17 protein-coding genes are annotated in these 15,975 nt (G+C 60.2%); 3 read left to right on the forward strand and 14 right to left on the reverse strand.

The window, feature by feature from the left end:
• The first annotated feature begins 165 nt into the window (after positions 1 to 165).
• Positions 166 to 876 (forward strand): ribulose-phosphate 3-epimerase, encoded by a 711-nt coding sequence (gene rpe, locus NW828_RS11590; RefSeq protein WP_414384014.1) that lies wholly within the window; start codon positions 166 to 168, stop codon positions 874 to 876.
• An 87-nt stretch (positions 877 to 963) separates the two neighbouring features.
• On the opposite strand, the gene NW828_RS11595 is transcribed toward rpe, so the two are convergent.
• Positions 964 to 1,743, reverse strand: a complete 780-nt coding sequence (locus tag NW828_RS11595) for a hypothetical protein (protein ID WP_414384015.1) — start codon at positions 1,741 to 1,743, stop codon at positions 964 to 966.
• A 265-nt stretch (positions 1,744 to 2,008) separates the two neighbouring features.
• Here NW828_RS11595 and miaA point away from each other — a divergent pair, with 265 nt between their 5' ends.
• The gene (gene miaA, locus NW828_RS11600) at positions 2,009 to 3,073 is read left to right on the forward strand and encodes a tRNA (adenosine(37)-N6)-dimethylallyltransferase MiaA (RefSeq protein WP_414384016.1); all 1,065 of its coding nucleotides are present in this window, start codon (positions 2,009 to 2,011) and stop codon (positions 3,071 to 3,073) included.
• Here miaA and menD read toward each other — a convergent pair.
• Positions 2,997 to 4,817, reverse strand: coding sequence for a 2-succinyl-5-enolpyruvyl-6-hydroxy-3-cyclohexene-1-carboxylic-acid synthase (menD, locus tag NW828_RS11605; protein WP_414384018.1), 1,821 nt, complete (start codon positions 4,815 to 4,817; stop codon positions 2,997 to 2,999). The genes miaA and menD overlap by 77 nt on opposite strands.
• A gap of 10 nt (positions 4,818 to 4,827) precedes the next feature.
• Entirely contained in the window at positions 4,828 to 5,736 is a 909-nt protein-coding gene (locus NW828_RS11610; RefSeq protein WP_414384020.1) for a cyanophycinase, read from the reverse strand.
• 176 nt (positions 5,737 to 5,912) lie between these two features.
• On the opposite strand from NW828_RS11610, the gene NW828_RS11615 reads away from it, so the two are divergent.
• Positions 5,913 to 6,155 carry a hypothetical protein gene (locus NW828_RS11615; RefSeq protein ID WP_011433628.1) on the forward strand — a complete coding sequence of 81 codons (243 nt, stop codon included), beginning with the start codon at positions 5,913 to 5,915 and terminating at the stop codon, positions 6,153 to 6,155.
• Between the two features lie 124 nt (positions 6,156 to 6,279).
• On the opposite strand, the gene NW828_RS11620 is transcribed toward NW828_RS11615, so the two are convergent.
• The 11 genes from NW828_RS11620 to NW828_RS11670 form a co-directional block, all read right to left on the reverse strand.
• Positions 6,280 to 6,426: a fasciclin domain-containing protein gene (locus NW828_RS11620; protein ID WP_414384022.1), complete on the reverse strand. Its 147-nt coding sequence runs from the start codon at positions 6,424 to 6,426 to the stop codon at positions 6,280 to 6,282.
• A gap of 473 nt (positions 6,427 to 6,899) precedes the next feature.
• The gene (locus NW828_RS11625; protein WP_011433626.1) at positions 6,900 to 7,124 is read right to left on the reverse strand and encodes a DUF3134 family protein; all 225 of its coding nucleotides are present in this window, start codon (positions 7,122 to 7,124) and stop codon (positions 6,900 to 6,902) included.
• A 107-nt stretch (positions 7,125 to 7,231) separates the two neighbouring features.
• The gene (locus NW828_RS11630; protein WP_414384024.1) at positions 7,232 to 8,569 is read right to left on the reverse strand and encodes a UDP-N-acetylmuramoyl-tripeptide--D-alanyl-D-alanine ligase; all 1,338 of its coding nucleotides are present in this window, start codon (positions 8,567 to 8,569) and stop codon (positions 7,232 to 7,234) included.
• 285 nt (positions 8,570 to 8,854) lie between these two features.
• Complete coding sequence (gene rpiA / locus NW828_RS11635) at positions 8,855 to 9,571, reverse strand: ribose 5-phosphate isomerase A (protein ID WP_414342421.1); 717 nt, start codon at positions 9,569 to 9,571, stop codon at positions 8,855 to 8,857.
• Positions 9,572 to 9,621: 50 nt separating this feature from the next.
• Entirely contained in the window at positions 9,622 to 11,043 is a 1,422-nt protein-coding gene (rimO, locus tag NW828_RS11640) for a 30S ribosomal protein S12 methylthiotransferase RimO (protein WP_414384026.1), read from the reverse strand.
• A 46-nt stretch (positions 11,044 to 11,089) separates the two neighbouring features.
• On the reverse strand, positions 11,090 to 11,920 hold the full coding sequence (cbiQ, locus tag NW828_RS11645; RefSeq protein ID WP_414384028.1) for a cobalt ECF transporter T component CbiQ: 831 nt from the start codon (positions 11,918 to 11,920) through the stop codon (positions 11,090 to 11,092).
• Entirely contained in the window at positions 11,907 to 12,608 is a 702-nt protein-coding gene (cbiM, locus tag NW828_RS11650) for a cobalt transporter CbiM (protein WP_414330636.1), read from the reverse strand. The genes cbiQ and cbiM overlap by 14 nt, the downstream gene beginning before the upstream one ends.
• An 8-nt stretch (positions 12,609 to 12,616) precedes the next feature.
• Positions 12,617 to 13,138 carry a hypothetical protein gene (locus NW828_RS11655; protein WP_414384030.1) on the reverse strand — a complete coding sequence of 174 codons (522 nt, stop codon included), beginning with the start codon at positions 13,136 to 13,138 and terminating at the stop codon, positions 12,617 to 12,619.
• A 151-nt stretch (positions 13,139 to 13,289) separates the two neighbouring features.
• On the reverse strand, positions 13,290 to 14,087 hold the full coding sequence (locus tag NW828_RS11660; RefSeq protein ID WP_414384032.1) for a hypothetical protein: 798 nt from the start codon (positions 14,085 to 14,087) through the stop codon (positions 13,290 to 13,292).
• Positions 14,088 to 14,386: 299 nt separating this feature from the next.
• Complete coding sequence (locus NW828_RS11665) at positions 14,387 to 15,148, reverse strand: SH3 domain-containing protein (protein ID WP_414384034.1); 762 nt, start codon at positions 15,146 to 15,148, stop codon at positions 14,387 to 14,389.
• A gap of 226 nt (positions 15,149 to 15,374) precedes the next feature.
• Positions 15,375 to 15,755 carry a hypothetical protein gene (locus NW828_RS11670; protein ID WP_011433618.1) on the reverse strand — a complete coding sequence of 127 codons (381 nt, stop codon included), beginning with the start codon at positions 15,753 to 15,755 and terminating at the stop codon, positions 15,375 to 15,377.
• Positions 15,756 to 15,975: the final 220 nt, after the last annotated feature.

Here is a 15,975-nt window from a genome sequence, read left to right on the forward strand (position 1 = left end):
TTTGGAAACAAACAGAATGCTATCGCTGCATAGTTGAACAGTGATGTTCAGCAGTGTTCAGCGTAAATGTATCAGGGGATATGACGCTTTGCAAAGGGGATCAAACCCCGTACCATAGAGGAGCAGGTTTCTCCGTTTCTCTGTTTTCAATCCCCAGGACTCACCATGGTGCAGCCGTCAGCGACCTCTGGGCAAAAGCCGATTGTGATCACCCCTTCCATCCTTTCAGCCGATTTCAGCCGGTTGGGGGAGGAAGTACGGGCAGTGGATGAGGCGGGGGCCGACTGGATCCATGTGGATGTGATGGATGGCCGCTTTGTGCCCAACATCACCATCGGCCCGTTGGTGGTGGAAGCCCTGCGCCCGGTGACGGCCAAGCCCCTGGACGTCCACCTGATGATTGTAGAGCCGGAGAACTATGTGGCGGATTTTGCCAAGGCAGGGGCCGACATTATTTCCGTGCACGCAGAGTCCAGCTCCACCATTCACCTGCACCGCACCCTCAGCCAAATCAAGGATCTGGGCAAGCAAGCGGGCGTGGTGCTCAATCCGGCCAGCCCTTTGGAGCTGATCCAATACGTGCTGGATCTGGTGGATCTGGTGTTGATCATGAGTGTCAACCCCGGCTTTGGCGGCCAGAGCTTTATTCCAGCAGTGGTGCCCAAAATTCGCCAGTTACGGGCCATGTGTGATGAGCGCGGCCTGGATCCCTGGATCGAGGTGGATGGCGGCATCAAAGCCAGCAACGCTTGGCAGGTGATTGAAGCAGGAGCCAATGCCATTGTGGCCGGTTCGGCAGTGTTCAAGGCCAAAGACTATGCAGAAGCCATTCGCAGCATTCGCAACAGCCGCCGTCCCGAGCTGGTGACAGTTTAAGGTGACAGTTCATTTTGAAGGAAACTGCTCCCTTACTGAAATCCGGCTTGACCCCAGCGCTGCGCTGAGCCAACTCCTCACGTGCCTTTAGCGCAAAGCAGCAGCCCCTTTCTGGGCAGCGTAAGGCCCCGTCCCGCTGTTGACGGCAGTTGTGCCCAGGCAATGGGGAGGCCCATCGACGGAGGGTGGGATGATCGGCTGCGGCGAAGTGGGGCTGAGAAAAGTCTGACAAAAAGGCACGCGGTTGCGCCGAATATCGGCAAGGTAGGGGGGAGGAATGGTGCCCAGATAGGCGCCCAGCACCTGCTGCTCGGGATCCTCTGGCAACACTTGGTAATACAACATCAGGCGATTATCGGGAAACCAGGCGCGGATCACCCTTTGCAGGGCTGTCAAGTTGAAGCCCGGCTCTTCAGGGTTGCGAATCAGGTGCATTCCCGCCAGGCGCCCGCCGACAAAATAGGCTTGCACATAAAACCCACGGGCGTAGATGGGCGGCTCCGAGGAATTCTGGGACGGGGGAGAATCGGGCAGATAAAGAGCCTCCCCCCCAGGGCGCAGTTGCCAGCGGCTCCAACGGGGATCCTCCCGGTCGCTGGAAATGGTCTCCCAATTGTTGGCGCGGGCGTAGCTCAAGAAGCGCTCCTCGACCATGCCCAGATAGAGCATTTCCATTTGCAAGGGCAGCCGAGCCCGGGTTTGCAGCAGGGGCAGAGTGCGCACTTCTCCCTGCTTGAGCACCAAGGTTTCCCCCAGCGCCGGGCAAGGTTCCCACGCCAACAAAACTGTCAGGATCCCTGCCCCAACCGCCCGGCCAAGACAGCTAAGACCACGTCTTGCCGAAGCAAGCAGCAGAGGGGTGAGCATCTGTATCTGTAGAGGTAGCCTGAGCTGTGGGCAACTGCCGCCCAACCCAGTAGAAGCAGGGACGTAAGATGAGATCACCGAGAACCCCGAAAAGCCGGAAAAAAGGTGAAGCTAGAGTGCTCTGCACCGCTGACGCGATGGAAGCTCTATTGTAGCCAAAGAGCCAAAGCCTCTTGAAAATTTTAACCTGTTGCCTTGCGTGAATTTTCTTGCAGATCCTGAATGTCTCGAAACTAAGGTACTCCGCGCCGCTGACGCGAACGAAATGAGTGCAACTCTCGAGAATGGCATTCCCGCTGCAGCAGCTTCCGACCGGCCAGGATGGCCGGGAGTGATCGTCATTGCCGGCCCCACGGCCACCGGGAAATCTCGACAGGCACTGCTTTTGGCCCAACGGCTGGGATCCCCGTTGTTGAATGCGGACTCTCGCCAGGTCTACCGCGAGTTCGACATCGGCACGGCCAAGCCCACCCCTGCTGAGCGGGCTCTCTGGCCCCACGAGCTGATTGACTTTGTGGATCCCCGCCACACCTACACGGTGGCCGAGTTCCAACAGGCGGCCCAAACCCGCATCGCCGAGGCCCATCGGCAGGGACAGACGCCCATCCTGGTGGGGGGCACCGGTCTCTACATCCAGTCGGTAACCTCCGGCCTGGGGATCCCTGCGGTACCTCCGCAGCCCCAACTGAGAAGACAACTGGAAACTTGGCCCCCTGAGATCCGCTACGCCTGGCTGCAGCAGTTGGATCCCGTTGCCGCCCAGCACATTCATCCCCATGACGCGGTGCGCACGCTGCGGGCTTTGGAGATCGTTTACGCCACTGGGAAGCCGGCTTCCAGCCTAAGGCGGGCTCATCCCCCCCATTACCCCATCTTGATCCTGGGGCTGCGCTGCCCAATGCCCCGTTTGGAACAACGCATTGCCCGGCGCACGGCGGAGATGATGGAGCGAGGGTGGATCGAGGAGGTGAAAACCCTGCGGGAGCGCTACGGGCCAGACTTACCCCTCTTGCAGACCTTGGGCTATGCGGAGATCGGCGCTTACCTGGAGGGGCGGATCCCGGAAGCCGAGCTGCAGCCCCTGATTGTGCGGCGCACCCGCCAATTTGCCAAACGGCAGATGACTTGGTTTCGAGCCATGCTGGGGATCCAAAAGGGCCATGCCTACGGCACCCTGTCGGGAAGGGGTCGATGCGTGGCCCTGTGGCTGGACTGCGAAGCTGAGGATTTGCCGGAGCAGATCTGGAAGCAGGTCAAGGCTTGGATGGCAGCTCCGACCACTGTTGAAACCAGTCCCGCCGCCGCTGAGCATCGGCCTTGCGATCCGTAAGGATCTCCAACACCCGCACCCCTTGGGCAGGCAAGGGATCCAAAGCTTGGGCCAGCTCCTGCCAGCTTTCCACCCGCCGGTGGGGAATGCCGTGGGCTTGGCAGAGGAGGGCAAGATCCACCGACTGGGGAGTAGCAAAGTAGGGCTCAAAGGGCGGATCTGGCCCTTGACGGCCCACTTCAGCAATGGGCAGCACCTCGAAAATCCCACCCCCCTGGTTGTTGATGAGGAGAATGGTCAGGGATCCCTGCAGGTGAGGGCCAAGCCGCAGGCCGCCGCAGTCGTGCAAAAAGGCCAGATCCCCGGTTAGCAACACCGTCGGGCGCTGCCGGTGGGCCACCCCGAAGGCGGTAGAGAGAAGGCCATCGATGCCGTTGGTGCCGCGGTTGAAGTAGGGCCGGATGCGGCGGTCGTTGGGGGGCCAAAACCACTCCACATCCCGCACCGGCGTGCTGTTGGCAATGAATAGCGGCGTCTCTGGCGGCAGGTGGCGGGCCAGCCACCAGGCTATCCTACCCTCAAACCACTCCGGCAGGTCAGCCATAGCCTGGTCTAAGGCGGTCCGGATTTGCGCTTCCGCTGTCAGCCAGCCCTGCAGAAAAGTTGTTCGCTTGGCCGGTGCTTCTGGGATCCCGGCGACCCACTCCTCTACGGCGAAAGGCAAGTGGGTGGTGGGGTTGTGCAGGGGATCCCCATTCTCAGGGCGGGGATCCAACCGCCAAACGCGGGGAGCAACCTTGGCCAGGGTTTGCCGCAGCGCTTTGCTGGTGGGCAGGGATCCCAGTTGGATGACTTGCTCCGGCCAAAGCTGGGGCCGATCCCGCTGCAGGATGAGGTCGTAGGTGGTGATGAGATAGGGGTTGAGGGAAGCGTAGTTGCGCAGGGGAGAGAGCCCCTCGGCCAGAACCGGCCAGCCCAAAGCCGTCGCCAAACGGGCCACTGCCTCCACATAGCGCTGGGGATCCAGCGGTTGAGCCGGCCCCGCCAAGATCACCCCCCGCTCACAGCTGCGCCACTCCTGCCAAAAAGAAACCGTCTCCGTCTGAAAAGGGCTCCGCACCGCCTGCAAGGAAGAGCCGGTGCATGGAGGAGCAACTCCACGAAAAAAGGTCTTCTCGAACTCCGGATCTTCCTGTAGATGGAGCAGCGGCGCAGTGCTGCCATCGGCAATGGGAGCCAAGGGATCCCGGAAAGGCACATTTAAATGCACCGGGCCGGGAAAAGGGTAAAGGGTGCGCTCCCAGGCGTGAACCAGGGTCTGGCGCAAGTAGGCCAGGGCTTCTGGATCCGCGCTGGGCAGGGCCAACTCCGCCTGCCAGTTGGGGTAATGGACGTAGAGCTTCACCTGGTCAATCGCTTGGCCGGCGCGGCAGTGGCGCAGCTCCGGGGGCCGATCCGCCGTCAAAACCAAAAGCGGCCAGCCACTTTCTGCCGCCTCGATGAGAGCTGGGAAAAAGTGAGCGCCAGCGCTGCCGGAAGTACACACCAGGGGAATGGGCCGCCGGGTTTGCTGGGCCAACCCCAGCGCAAAAAAGGCTGCCGACCGCTCATCCAGCACCGGGATCGCCTCGATGTCGGGGTGCTGGGCCAGGGCGTAGGTCAGGGGGGCTGAGCGGGATCCCGGACACACCACCGCCAAACGGCAACCCAGCCGACTCAAGGTTTCGGCCAATAGGGATCCCCAGAGGGTGTTGAGGTTGCGCCAGTCCAGCCGCCTTGGCAGGACAAAGTTTTCAGCAGTCACATTTCAGCAGTCAGAGTGGAGACAAGGTGTTGAGATCGAATCGGGATCCCGGCGGCAAAAAGTGAATGCGGGCATTGTGCAGCCGAAAATACTCATTCGCTGCCGCCTCCTGAACGGTCGAGTACAGTTGCGTCCCGTCCACAATCGTCACCGTCCCCAAGCCGATCACCTCCATCACATCGTTGGCCTGGATCACCACCGCCGTATTCTCATCAATGCCGATACCCAAACATTGGGGATAGTGGGCCACCGCCGTGACCAGCCGCACCAGGCGATTGCGCTGATGGAAATGTTGATCGATGATGACGCGAGGCAAAAGGCCCAAGCCCGTCTTCACCGTTACAATTGCCGGCGTGGGCGGTTCTCCGCTGTAGCCGCGGGAGATCATCTGCTGCCCCAACGCAGAAGCTCCGGCGCTGGTTCCGGCAATCACCGTCTGCCCCCGCTGCCACTGCTGTCGAATGGCCTCCATCAGCTCGCTGTGGGCCAGCACCTCCGCCAGCCGCTCCTGATCCCCACCCGTAAAGTAGATGCCAGTGGAGAAGCGAATTTTCTCAACGTTATCGGGATCCCTTGCCTCCATCGGGCTGCGGATATCCAGAACTTGGAGGCTGGCTGCCCCCATCTGCTGAAAAATGTTGGCGTAGATCTCCCCCAGCACCGCCGGGATCCCAGAAGCCGCGGGCACGATGGTGATGTGGGCAGACTTTCCCCCCGCTCGGCGGAAGAATTCCCAAAGGATGTGGCGCTCATTTTCCTTGTCCTCTGCTCCCCCGACGGCGATGATGTCGGAACGGGCGGTGATGGGATCCTTCACAGTAGGGCGGCTTAGGGGTTGGGCGTCGTTTGTCGGCGTGGAAGGAACTCCGTTCCACTCCAGCTCACGGTGGGCGGCAGAAACATCAGGCAAATGGGGCATGGAGCGCGAGGAAGATTAAAATGGGCACATTTCACTTTCACTATGCTACGGCTTGGAATTCGGTTTGGCGCAGCTCAATTCTAGATTTCACGGAAGAGTCAGGGGTTGGTTAGGGGTCTCGAAAGGGGGAATAATATTCGTAGGAATACCCTTCGGTTCACCCAGCAGGAGCATCCATGGCCAGAAAACCTGACGGATATCTTGTCCACATCATGCTTGAAGGTGGACAAACCATGCAGGTACGGGTCAAAGAAGCCAGAGAATACACCGAGCTGATCAACAACCTCATGGTGGGCGGCGAAGAGTTCATCACCTTGCCCAAGCAAATGGACAATGAGTACATGATCGTGCGTCCTCAACGGGTGTCCGGCGTGTCGGTGGAGGCGATCTACGCTTCCAGCGTTGGCATCGACCTATGAAATTGGGGATCCCTTGCCCAAAGAACGGAATAGCTGGGGATCCCAATACAAAACCCCCGCCACCAGAGCAGGGGCTGCCAGAGGGCTAGACCCTGAAGGGCCTAGAATCCATGGCGTTGGTAGGTCACCCTTGTGGAGGCAAGATCACCTTGTCGATGACGTGGATCACGCCGTTGGAAGCTTCAATGTCGGCTGTTACCACATTAGCATCGTTGACCTTGACACCATCAGCCAAAGAGATTTCCACAGGGGATCCCTCGACCGTAACCACTTCCCCAGCTTCCAAAGAGGTGGAGAGAACTTTGCCGGGACTGCATGGTAAGTGAGAAATCGAAAAAAGTCCCCGAAAAAGATGTTTCTACTGCCCCAAGATGCTTTCTTACAAAGGCTGCGGGGGTATCTTCCACTAAGGTTAGATTTGCAACAATCATCGCAGGGTGGTGGTGAGCAATCCAAAACAGGCTGAAAAAGGATCCCTTGAGGCTGAGGGATCAGTTACGTTTGTCTGCATCTATAGTCATTCTGATTCAAACTAAAACGCTGCACCCACACCTGAAGCGTTGAATGCGCGGGGCTGGAAGACTTTTCTTGGTAGCTCAGGCGTCTCACTCTAACCTGAAACGACTGTACTGTTTTGTTTGCTCGAGCTGTCTATCCAGCGGCAGCACAAAAAATAACACCCTCACGGTGCCGAGCAAAGGGATAAATGAGTTAACGAGCTCGTAATAATCCTGGCAGTTGTGCTTACTCTTCTTCCGGCTCGAAGTCTTCGTCGTAGTCGTCCCCGATCAAATCGTCGATATCGTCGATGTCTTCTTCCAAAATCATCTCAGGGACCTCAATGGGCTGCTCGATCAACCGGCCCTCTTTGCGCAACCAGTCAAGAATGGAGAGGCTGCTAGGAGAGGGCACCACCGTTGGCGGCTGATCGCGGGGCTCTTCGCGCAGAGAGGGATTGTGGTAGTACATGCCGTACGGAAAAAGGGCAGTTATCGACGAGGAATGAACTCGGCTTGGATTGATCTCCTCTCAACCGAGGGACGCGGGATTTCCATCGATATATCCCTCAGTTTAGCCTATGCCTGCCACTCCTGCAAAAAGCGGCGCAGCACCCGATCCAGCTCAACAGCTCGCGCTGCCTTGAACAGCAGCCGATCCCCGGCTTGTACCTGATGCAGCAAGACTTCCAGCAGTTCGGATACCTCCTCGCAGCGTTCTGCCTGGGCTGCCGGTTTTTGGTCGAGCAGCGGTTGCATTTCTCCTTCGGGATCCAAGAGCAAGACCCGATCCAGCCCCAAAGGGGCAGCCGCCCGACCCACCTCCGCATAGAGCTGAGGTGCATGCTCTCCCAATTCCCGCATCGGGCCGAGAATAGCCCAGCGCCGTTTCCCCGGGGTTTGAGCCAATAGGTGCAGAGCCGCAATCATCGCTTCCGGCGAGGCATTGTAGGTTTCATCCCAGATTTCCACATCTCCCGCCAGCTTGAGATGGCGGTTGCGCCCCTCCAGATGGGTGGGCAAGGCGATGGGTTCTCGGAGCCGCTCCCAATCCAGCCCCAAGCTGCGCAAAGCAGCCAGCACCCCCATCCAGTTGAGGGCATGATGCCTTCCCGGCAGAGGCACCGGCAGCGTTAGGCCCTCCACGGTTACCGTTTGGGCTTGGGGATCCCATTCTCCTCGTAAGTCCCCCTGATCCAGACCATAGGTAAGGGTTTGTCCCGACCACAGGCCGGCGGCAGTGGACAACAACAAGGGATCTTCTCCATTCAGCAGAGCCACTCCCTGCCCTAGCTCCTGCAGCAGCTCGCACTTGGCGGCGGCAATGGCCGCGCGGGATCCCAGTCTGCCGATGTGGGCGGTGCCGATATGGGTGATCAGAGCGTGGGTGGGTTGAGCCATCTGAGCCAGCCGGCGAATTTCTCCGGGGCCGCGCATGGCCATTTCCAGAACCACAAACTGATGCTCCGGTTGCATCTGGAGCAGTGTTTGAGCAACCCCGATGTCGTTGTTGTGGTTGGCTTCAGTTTTGAGAACTGTGCCGTAGCGGGATAGGGCAGCCGCCAACATTTCCTTGGTGGTGGTTTTGCCTGCTGAGCCCGTGATGGCCAGTATGGGGGGGGGAAACTGCTCCCGCCAGCCTCTGGCGATGCGCTGGTAGGCAGCTAGGGTATCTGAGACTTGAAAATGGGGCCCGGCCACCGGACGCTGGCTGATGACGGCAACGGCCCCCCTTGCCAAAGCTTGTGGAATAAAGTTGTGTCCATCAAACCGTTCCCCCCGCAGCGCCACAAAGACTGACCCCGGCTGCAATTGGCGGCTGTCGGTGCAAATGGCTTGGACGGGAAGACCCAACAAATGGGGATCCCCCTGCAGGGGAGTTTGCAGCAGGTCAGCCACAGTTCGTAAGGTCAGCATCGGGCAGAAACTCCAATTCGCCTACAGCCTCTTCGTCTATGGTCATTTCAGACCCGATTGAGACATTTCCCAAGCGCTCCCCCTCACCCCCAGCCCCTCTCCCAAGGGGAGAGGGGAGTTGGGGATAGCTGTACAGCTTTTTTCAGCGTTGTTTGCCACAGCCAGTGTCAATCAATCTCTTGCGTGGGAAGGCTCCCGCTTGGCTACGGAACTCCCATGAAGTCGGAAAAAGCTGTAAACCCAGTTCCTGGGCAACGCCAATACACGACTGGGTATAGGAAGTTGTCAGCTGGGTTGCAGCGTTTCGATCCCAGTCGGGAGGGCGATGATTGCCTCTTTGGCCATGCCGATAAACAGGCCATGTTCCACAACCCCCACCGTCCCTTTGAGTTGATCGGCGATCTTGGCAGGATCCGCCATAGGGCCGAATTGGCAGTCGAGGATGTAGTGCTGCTCGTCCGTCAAGTAGGGATCCCCGTTGGCATTCCGCCGTAAGGTGGCTGTGCACCCCAGAGCCTCTACCCGCGCCAAGGTGGTTTTCCAGCCAAAGCGCACCACCTCTACCGGCACCGGGAAGCGAATGCCCAACTGCGGGACTTTTTTAGAGGCATCGGCGATGATGATCAGCTCGGCAGCGCTGGCTTCCACCAATTTTTCCCGCAACAGGGCCCCTCCTGCCCCTTTGATCAGGTTCAGGGATCCCACTTCAATCTCGTCGGCCCCATCGATGGCCAGATCCAGGCGCGGCTGCTCTTCTAGGGTAGCCAGCGGGATCCCCAGGGAGCGGGCCTGTTCAGCCGTGCGCTCGGAGGTGGGCACACCGAGGATCTGCAGACCCTCGCTTTGCATCCGCTCTGCTAGGGCGCTGACAGCAAAGGCGGCTGTGGATCCCGTGCCCAGCCCCACCACCATTCCCGACTGCACCTTTTGAACTGCAGCCCGGGCTGCCGCCTGTTTCAGCTCATCTAAAGACTCGGTCCCGCTGCCGCCAAGGGTAGTCATTCCCAGCTCCTCTCCCGTGGATGAAGATCCTACCAAAGTGCTTTGCACCGCTACCGCCCGCTCCAGCTAAAACCCTCCGGCGCTGCCACCACCCGACCGAAGAGATCATAGGGCTCGGCGTGGGTGATCTGCACCGGCACCAGGGATCCCAGAGAGCCCTCCCCACGCACGTACACCACCCCGTCCACTTCGGGGGCAAAGCGAGGGGAGCGGCCAATCCACTCGCCGGTTCTGGGGTTTTCCTGCTCCAAAAGTACAGGTACCACTCGGCCCACCTGCTCGCGGTTGCGGCGGAAGGCAATGCCTTGCTGCAGTTGCATTAGACGGGCGCGGCGCTCTTGTTTGACAGCCTCTGGAACCTGATGGGGGAGGTGGTAGGCAGGGGTGCCCTCTTCGGGAGAAAAGGTAAACACCCCCACATGGTCAAACTGATGGCGCTGGACAAAGTCTAGTAGATGCTGGAAGTGCTCCTCCGTCTCCCCAGGAAAGCCGACGATAAAGCTGGTGCGCAGCACGGCATTGGGCAACGCCTGGCGCAGCCGCTCGATCACCCGGTCGTTGACCTGCCCTTGCCAGGGGCGATTCATGGCCTTGAGGATCTCAGGATGGCTGTGCTGTAAAGGCAGATCCAGGTAAGGCAGGAAATTGGCGGTCTCTTGAATGGCCTCCACCACAGCGGGGGTAATGCCCGTGGGGTAGGCGTAGAGCATGCGGATCCAGGGAATGGGGATCTGGCCCAGGGCGCGAATGAGATCTGCCAGCCGCGGCTCCCCGTAGAGATCGATCCCGTAGTGGGTGGTGATCTGGGAAATTAAAATCAGCTCCTGCACCCCCTCTTCGGCCAGTTGTTCTGCTTCCCGTAGGATCGACTCGATGGAGCGAGAGCGTTGGTCGCCCCGCAAGTGGGGGATGATGCAGAAAGAGCAGCGGTAGTTACAGCCCTCGGCTACCCGTAGGTAGGCCACAGGCGCATGGGTGGTGCGATAGCGAGGTACGGTCTCGTCGGCAATGTAATCCAAGCTGGAAGTAACGGCATTGACCCGCTCTCCCCGCTCCGCCCGCTCGATCACCTGGACGATCTGGTGGTAGTCGCCGGTACCTACCAAGGCCACGGCCTCTGGGATCTCCTGCAGCAGCTCCTCTTGGAAGTGTTGCGCCAAGCAGCCGGCAATAACGATTTTCTTGCCCTGTACTGCCAACTCCATCAGGGTGCTGACCGACTCCCGCCGCGCTGCTTCAATGAAGCTACAGGTATTGACGATCACATAGTCAGCACTCTCTTCGTCCCCATCCACCCGGTAGCCTGCTTGAGCCAGCAAGCCCAGCATGTGCTCGGTGTCCACCCGGTTTTTCTCGCAGCCCAGGTGTAAAACGGCAACCGACGCCTTTGTACGCTGCACCGCTGTTCGCGTAAGCGGGACGGAGTCCTTAACGGATGGGAAACTGGAGACGGTCGCTTCTAACCCATTCATGGACTGAGCATCAAAAAGGGGGCAGCTTGCCAGAGGCTTATCTATTCTAGTTGAGGGCCGCATCAGCGTTGCGGAGCAATAGAGCCGTAGCCACGGCCAACGCGGTGGCCGCCCAACTGTAGGGATCCCCGCCAGCCGCCGTCGGAAACAGAGGCGCTTGTCCATAGCCCCGCAGGCGCAAAGCCTGATAAACCCTCTGCGAGCGCTCGTAGCTGCGCACCAACAGGGTGCCCACCGAAGCAGCCAGGAAGGGTAGGTCTTGCCTCAAAGCCGGCCCAGGACGCCACAGGGATCCCCGCGGTCGCCAACCCCTCAGCCGGGCTGCCCGTTGCATCTGCTGCCACTGAGCGGACACCTCCTGCAAATAGCGCTGGGTGAGCCAGGCCAGTTCCAGCAGGAGGTCTGGGATCCCCAAGGCCCGCAAAGCTGCCAACAGTTCCGATGTGGGGGTGGTCTCCAGCAGCAGCATCGTGAGGGCAAATAGGGCCAGCCCTCTCCCCCCAATGCGAAGCGCCATCTGCAGCCCCTCCCAACGCAGAGCCAGGGATCCCCAGCGCCACAGGATGGTTTCCCCCGCCCAGAAGGGTAGGATCCCCATCAACCCTGCCACCAACAGCCCTGGGGCTGCCAGCCGCCTCAGCCCGAGGCTCCAAGGCAATCCCGACAGGCTCCACAGTCCAGCCACCAGCGCCCAGATGAGCGGCAAGAGGGCCAGGCACCTCACCGAGGCGAAAGCCGCCATCAGCGCCATCAGGCCCAGCACCTTGGGCAGAGGTTGCCACCGGTGCAGCCAGGAAAGGGGTTTGGAGGGGTGAGGATGGGATTGTTGACCGCGCCAGCAGCAAGGGATCCCTGAGCCGGCTTCATCTCTTGCCATACTCTCCCAGCAGCGCCGGTTGTACCCGCTGCAAAAACAGCACCACCCAACTGGCGAACAACCCCTCCACCACCATCAGGGGGATGTGGGCCACCACCAAGCTCCCAAGAGCCAGACGACCGGCTTCTGTGGAGAGGATCCCGCTGCCAGCGTCAACCACAGCAGCCATGACCACCCCGTAAAACAACAGCACTGCTAGACCCACCCCAACCGCTCCCGCCAAGAAGGCAGACACTCCGGCCCCCATCACCCGACGGCCTGCCCGAAAAATCCCACCGGCCAGGAGCGCCGGGATCCCCATAATGGCGGCGTTGATGCCCAATGTGGTCAGGCCCCCATGGCCAAAGGCCACCGCCTGAAAAAACAAGCCCACTACAATCGCCGGATAGGCCAAAGCCCCCAACATCAGACCCATCAACCCGTTCAGCACCAGATGCAGGCTGGCCGGGGGAAAGGGCAGGTGAATCGAAGAGGCCACAAAAAAGACAGCCGTGAGCAAAGCCGCTTTGGGCAACTGGTCGCGACAGCGTTGCGTAGCAATATGGCGGGGATCCCGTTCCCACCAAGGACATTGCTCGGCAACGCCGGCGCGACGGAGAAGCCGCAAGCTGTAGCTGGTGATCAGGGCGGTGATGCCATAACCCCCTAGCCAAAGCGGTGCTGGCAAAATGCCATCGCTGATGTGCATGGTCAGTCCTACTCCAGAGCAGAGGAGCCAGCCTGGGAGCCTGAGATTCCTGACCCTGGAGATCCCGAAACCGGTGGGCTCTCCACCGCTGCGTAACCAGATTGACGGGGCCTGGAGAAGAACAGAGCTGTGCCCAGACAGCCCCAAATGACACAGGCGGCCATAACCCCCCGCTGCAAAGGCCCAAAGGGTGGGGAAGCGCTGGGGATCCCTTCTGTCTGAGGGAACTCCTCGCCCACCGGCACGTTGACCAACACCCCATGCCCCACCTGGCGAATCCGCACCTGCCAGAGGCCCGTCAGGTTGGGATCCGGCTGCAGCAGAAATCGTCCCCGCGCATCCGTCTGTCCCTCTTGCCAAGGGGTAGTGGGATCCGTCGGCGCAAATACCGTCACCTGGGCGGATCCCATCGGTTCGCCAGAATCGTAGCGGGCCTGGATCTCAAAAGCGGGAACTGCCCGCCAAGAGGCCTCCACCCCGTGGCCCCAAGCGGGAGCAGACAGGAGCAGGCCGAAAGCCAGCAAGCTCAACCGTGCTCCGCATCGCTGACGCGACGCCGCAATCAGGCTCAGTCGGCAGGAAGGGATCCAAAGTTTTGGCCAGACTCGGTTCATTGGTTAGCTGAGGACAGACGACAATCTCTACGCTCTGCAGGCGACCGGTCTTGGAAAAGCCAAGACTTCAGGGCGAAGACTCTGTCTGGGCAGGGCCAGAGGCAGCGCGGCAGTGGCCTTCCCCCACATGGCCCAAGTGGTGCAGGAGCTCCAATGCGGCCTTAGCCGCAGGGGATCCCTCCTGCAGATCCCCCCAGTCCACTTCCAGAAGGTCGGATCCCCCCCCAGTGCTCCGCGCCGCTGACGCGGCCAGCCGCTGCTCCAGGGAGACAGGATCCAACTTCACCAAAGGGGCAAACCCTAGAGCTGCTTGATTGAGGCTGTCGTTGGGGGGCAAGCTTCCATCTCCAAACAGGTGGTCGAAATGGAAGGTGACCTCCAGATCTGCCACCTGGCCGACGCGCACAAAGCCTTTGCGCTCCTCCCCCACATACTCTCCGCAGGTGAAGGCCACCTCAGGGCTGAACTTGAGCACAAACGGCATCTCCCCAGCCCCTTCCTTTGTCGGTCGGGCTTGGCCTTCGATCCAGAGGGAATAGCCCTTTGCCGGCCCCTCCAGTGCTGGCACCAGCCGCCACCCCAGGGCGTTGTAGTGGCCAGGGGGTGCCTCTAGGGATCCCAGTAAGGCCCGCTCCGCCGGGGGAGCCGTGATCAAATCAACCGTGATGGGGCCGGAGAGGCTGACCAATGCCCGTGCCAGCAAATCTGCATTTCCTTCCGGATCAAAGGGCGGATCGGTTTGGTAGGCGGTTATGTCCGCCAGCGTCACGTACACGTGCTCAAAGCTCAGTTCCCAGCCGTCTTTGGAGACAAACCCCTCCCGAATGAAGTCCTCGCCGTTGGCCCAAAACTCCAGAGTACCCATCTCTGCCTTTGCTTGGGCTAGGGGTGCTTCCTGCCTGACCTTTTCCGCTCCAGCGTTAGAAGCCGGTCGGCAGGCGCCTAGAGAGAAGGCCAACCCAAGGGCCAGAAAGGGTAAAGCTAACCCCTTGCCCCAGGGATCCCTTGTTGAAGCACCAAGCCGAAATGGAGTGTGTTTCACCAGTTCCCCTGCCAAGGACTCGGTCCCGATGACGCAAACGGCACTGCTCTAGCGAAACACAGGCTTCCCTGGTGTTACAATCCCCCACCAGGGCATCTGTAGGGCTATGCCTATGGCAAGGGCTACTCCTGCGCCAGATTCCCCGCCCGCACCCAACCTTCCTGCCCATTCTGACGGCGAATGCGCTGCCAACGGCCATCTTCGCTGAGGCCCAGCACCGTCACCACCTCGTTCATGGGCACACCACCAATGTAGGTTCCCTCCCGCTCTGGAGTGGCCCGCAGCGCCAAGCCAATCGGCTCAATCACCCGTCCCTGCCCACCTACTGCCACCATGGGGGGTCGAGCCGGCAAAGGAGTTAATTCAGGGTTGGGTTCAACCGTGGGAGCTGGAGAAGTTGAGGCTGAAACACCATCCACAGGGCCCAAATTGCCAGCCCGCACCCAGCCCTCCTGTCCATTCAGCTCCCGCCGCACCCGTTGCCAACGACCATCGGCGCTGTACTCCAACACCGTCACCGTTTCCCCCACCACAATTCCCCCTTGGTAGGCTCCATCGGCAGAAGGTTGGCTGCGGATTGCCAGGCCAATGGGCTCGATCACCCGCCCACGGCTGCCGGGGGGAAATCCCTCAGGGTCAACAGTGCCTGCAGCAGGGCCAGAGGGGGGAGAGGGAAAACTGGCTGGGCGGGGCAAGGGATCCAAGCGCACCGCCTGCGGAAATTGAGGCGGGGCAGGGGGGGCCAACATGGGGGCGACGAGCTGCCACAACTGCCAAGCCAAGGCGGCCAGAGCCCCAACCGAGACACTCACCACCACCAAGGTGCCCAAGGGAAAACCGCCAGAAGCAGGAGAAGAACGGCCTCGCATCGGGTAGTTAGCCATCCGAAATACCTTCCCGCAATGCTGCAGGCAAGAATCCGCAGAGAAGATGGGATCCCCGTCAAAACCGAGGATTTACGAAAGCCAGAGCACGACTGCTGCGCAACGCTGACGTGATTGCATCCCAATGTATCGTGTTCCGCAGCGCTCTTGCTAGGCCTGTGCAGAGGAACCGCAACGCTGACGGGGCGACGCGACCCCAGAGGGCAAGGGCGTCGGAGATTAGCTTCTACTTATTGGTGTTGGTGAACTTATTCTGCCAGTCGGTCGTCAAAATCTCTCGGCCAAATACCCATCCTGCCAGAAGGAGGGGCAATGCCAAGCCCAGAAAGCCAAAAAGACTGACCACCTGAGCCACTTGCCGCTGGGCTTGTTTTCTCCTGGGATCCGGGATGTTGTTGGCAGCCAGCACCACTTTAGAACAAAAAGCCACCACCACCGCCCCCACCGGCCCCAAAACCAAAGAGGGCCACAGCCAAGCCGCCACTTGCGAGAATGCGTAGGCTCCGGTGAATGGGATAATCACGAAACAAGCCAGCTCCAGGATCCCCCACGTGAAGAGGGCCAACCAGACATCTTTGCGGAAGACTTCATCGGGATTGGTGTACATAAGCCTCCGGGATAAACCGCCACCTGCCACACTAAAGCGAGACTTTGAGACAGGAACAGCAGCGTCACAGCTTCCAGATTAACTCCAGGTGCTAAGGATCTTGCTTGACGGATCCTCCTTACGCTACTTTTCCCCTTAGGCAACTCAGCTAGAAATCGCAGGAGCCCCGCACTGTACCCGTAGGGTCAGTGCCGGGAGGAATGCGCTTTGATGAAGTACA

The organism is Synechococcus sp. W55.2 (assembly GCF_047461635.1).
Taxonomy (GTDB): Bacteria; Cyanobacteriota; Cyanobacteriia; order Thermostichales; family Thermostichaceae; genus Thermostichus.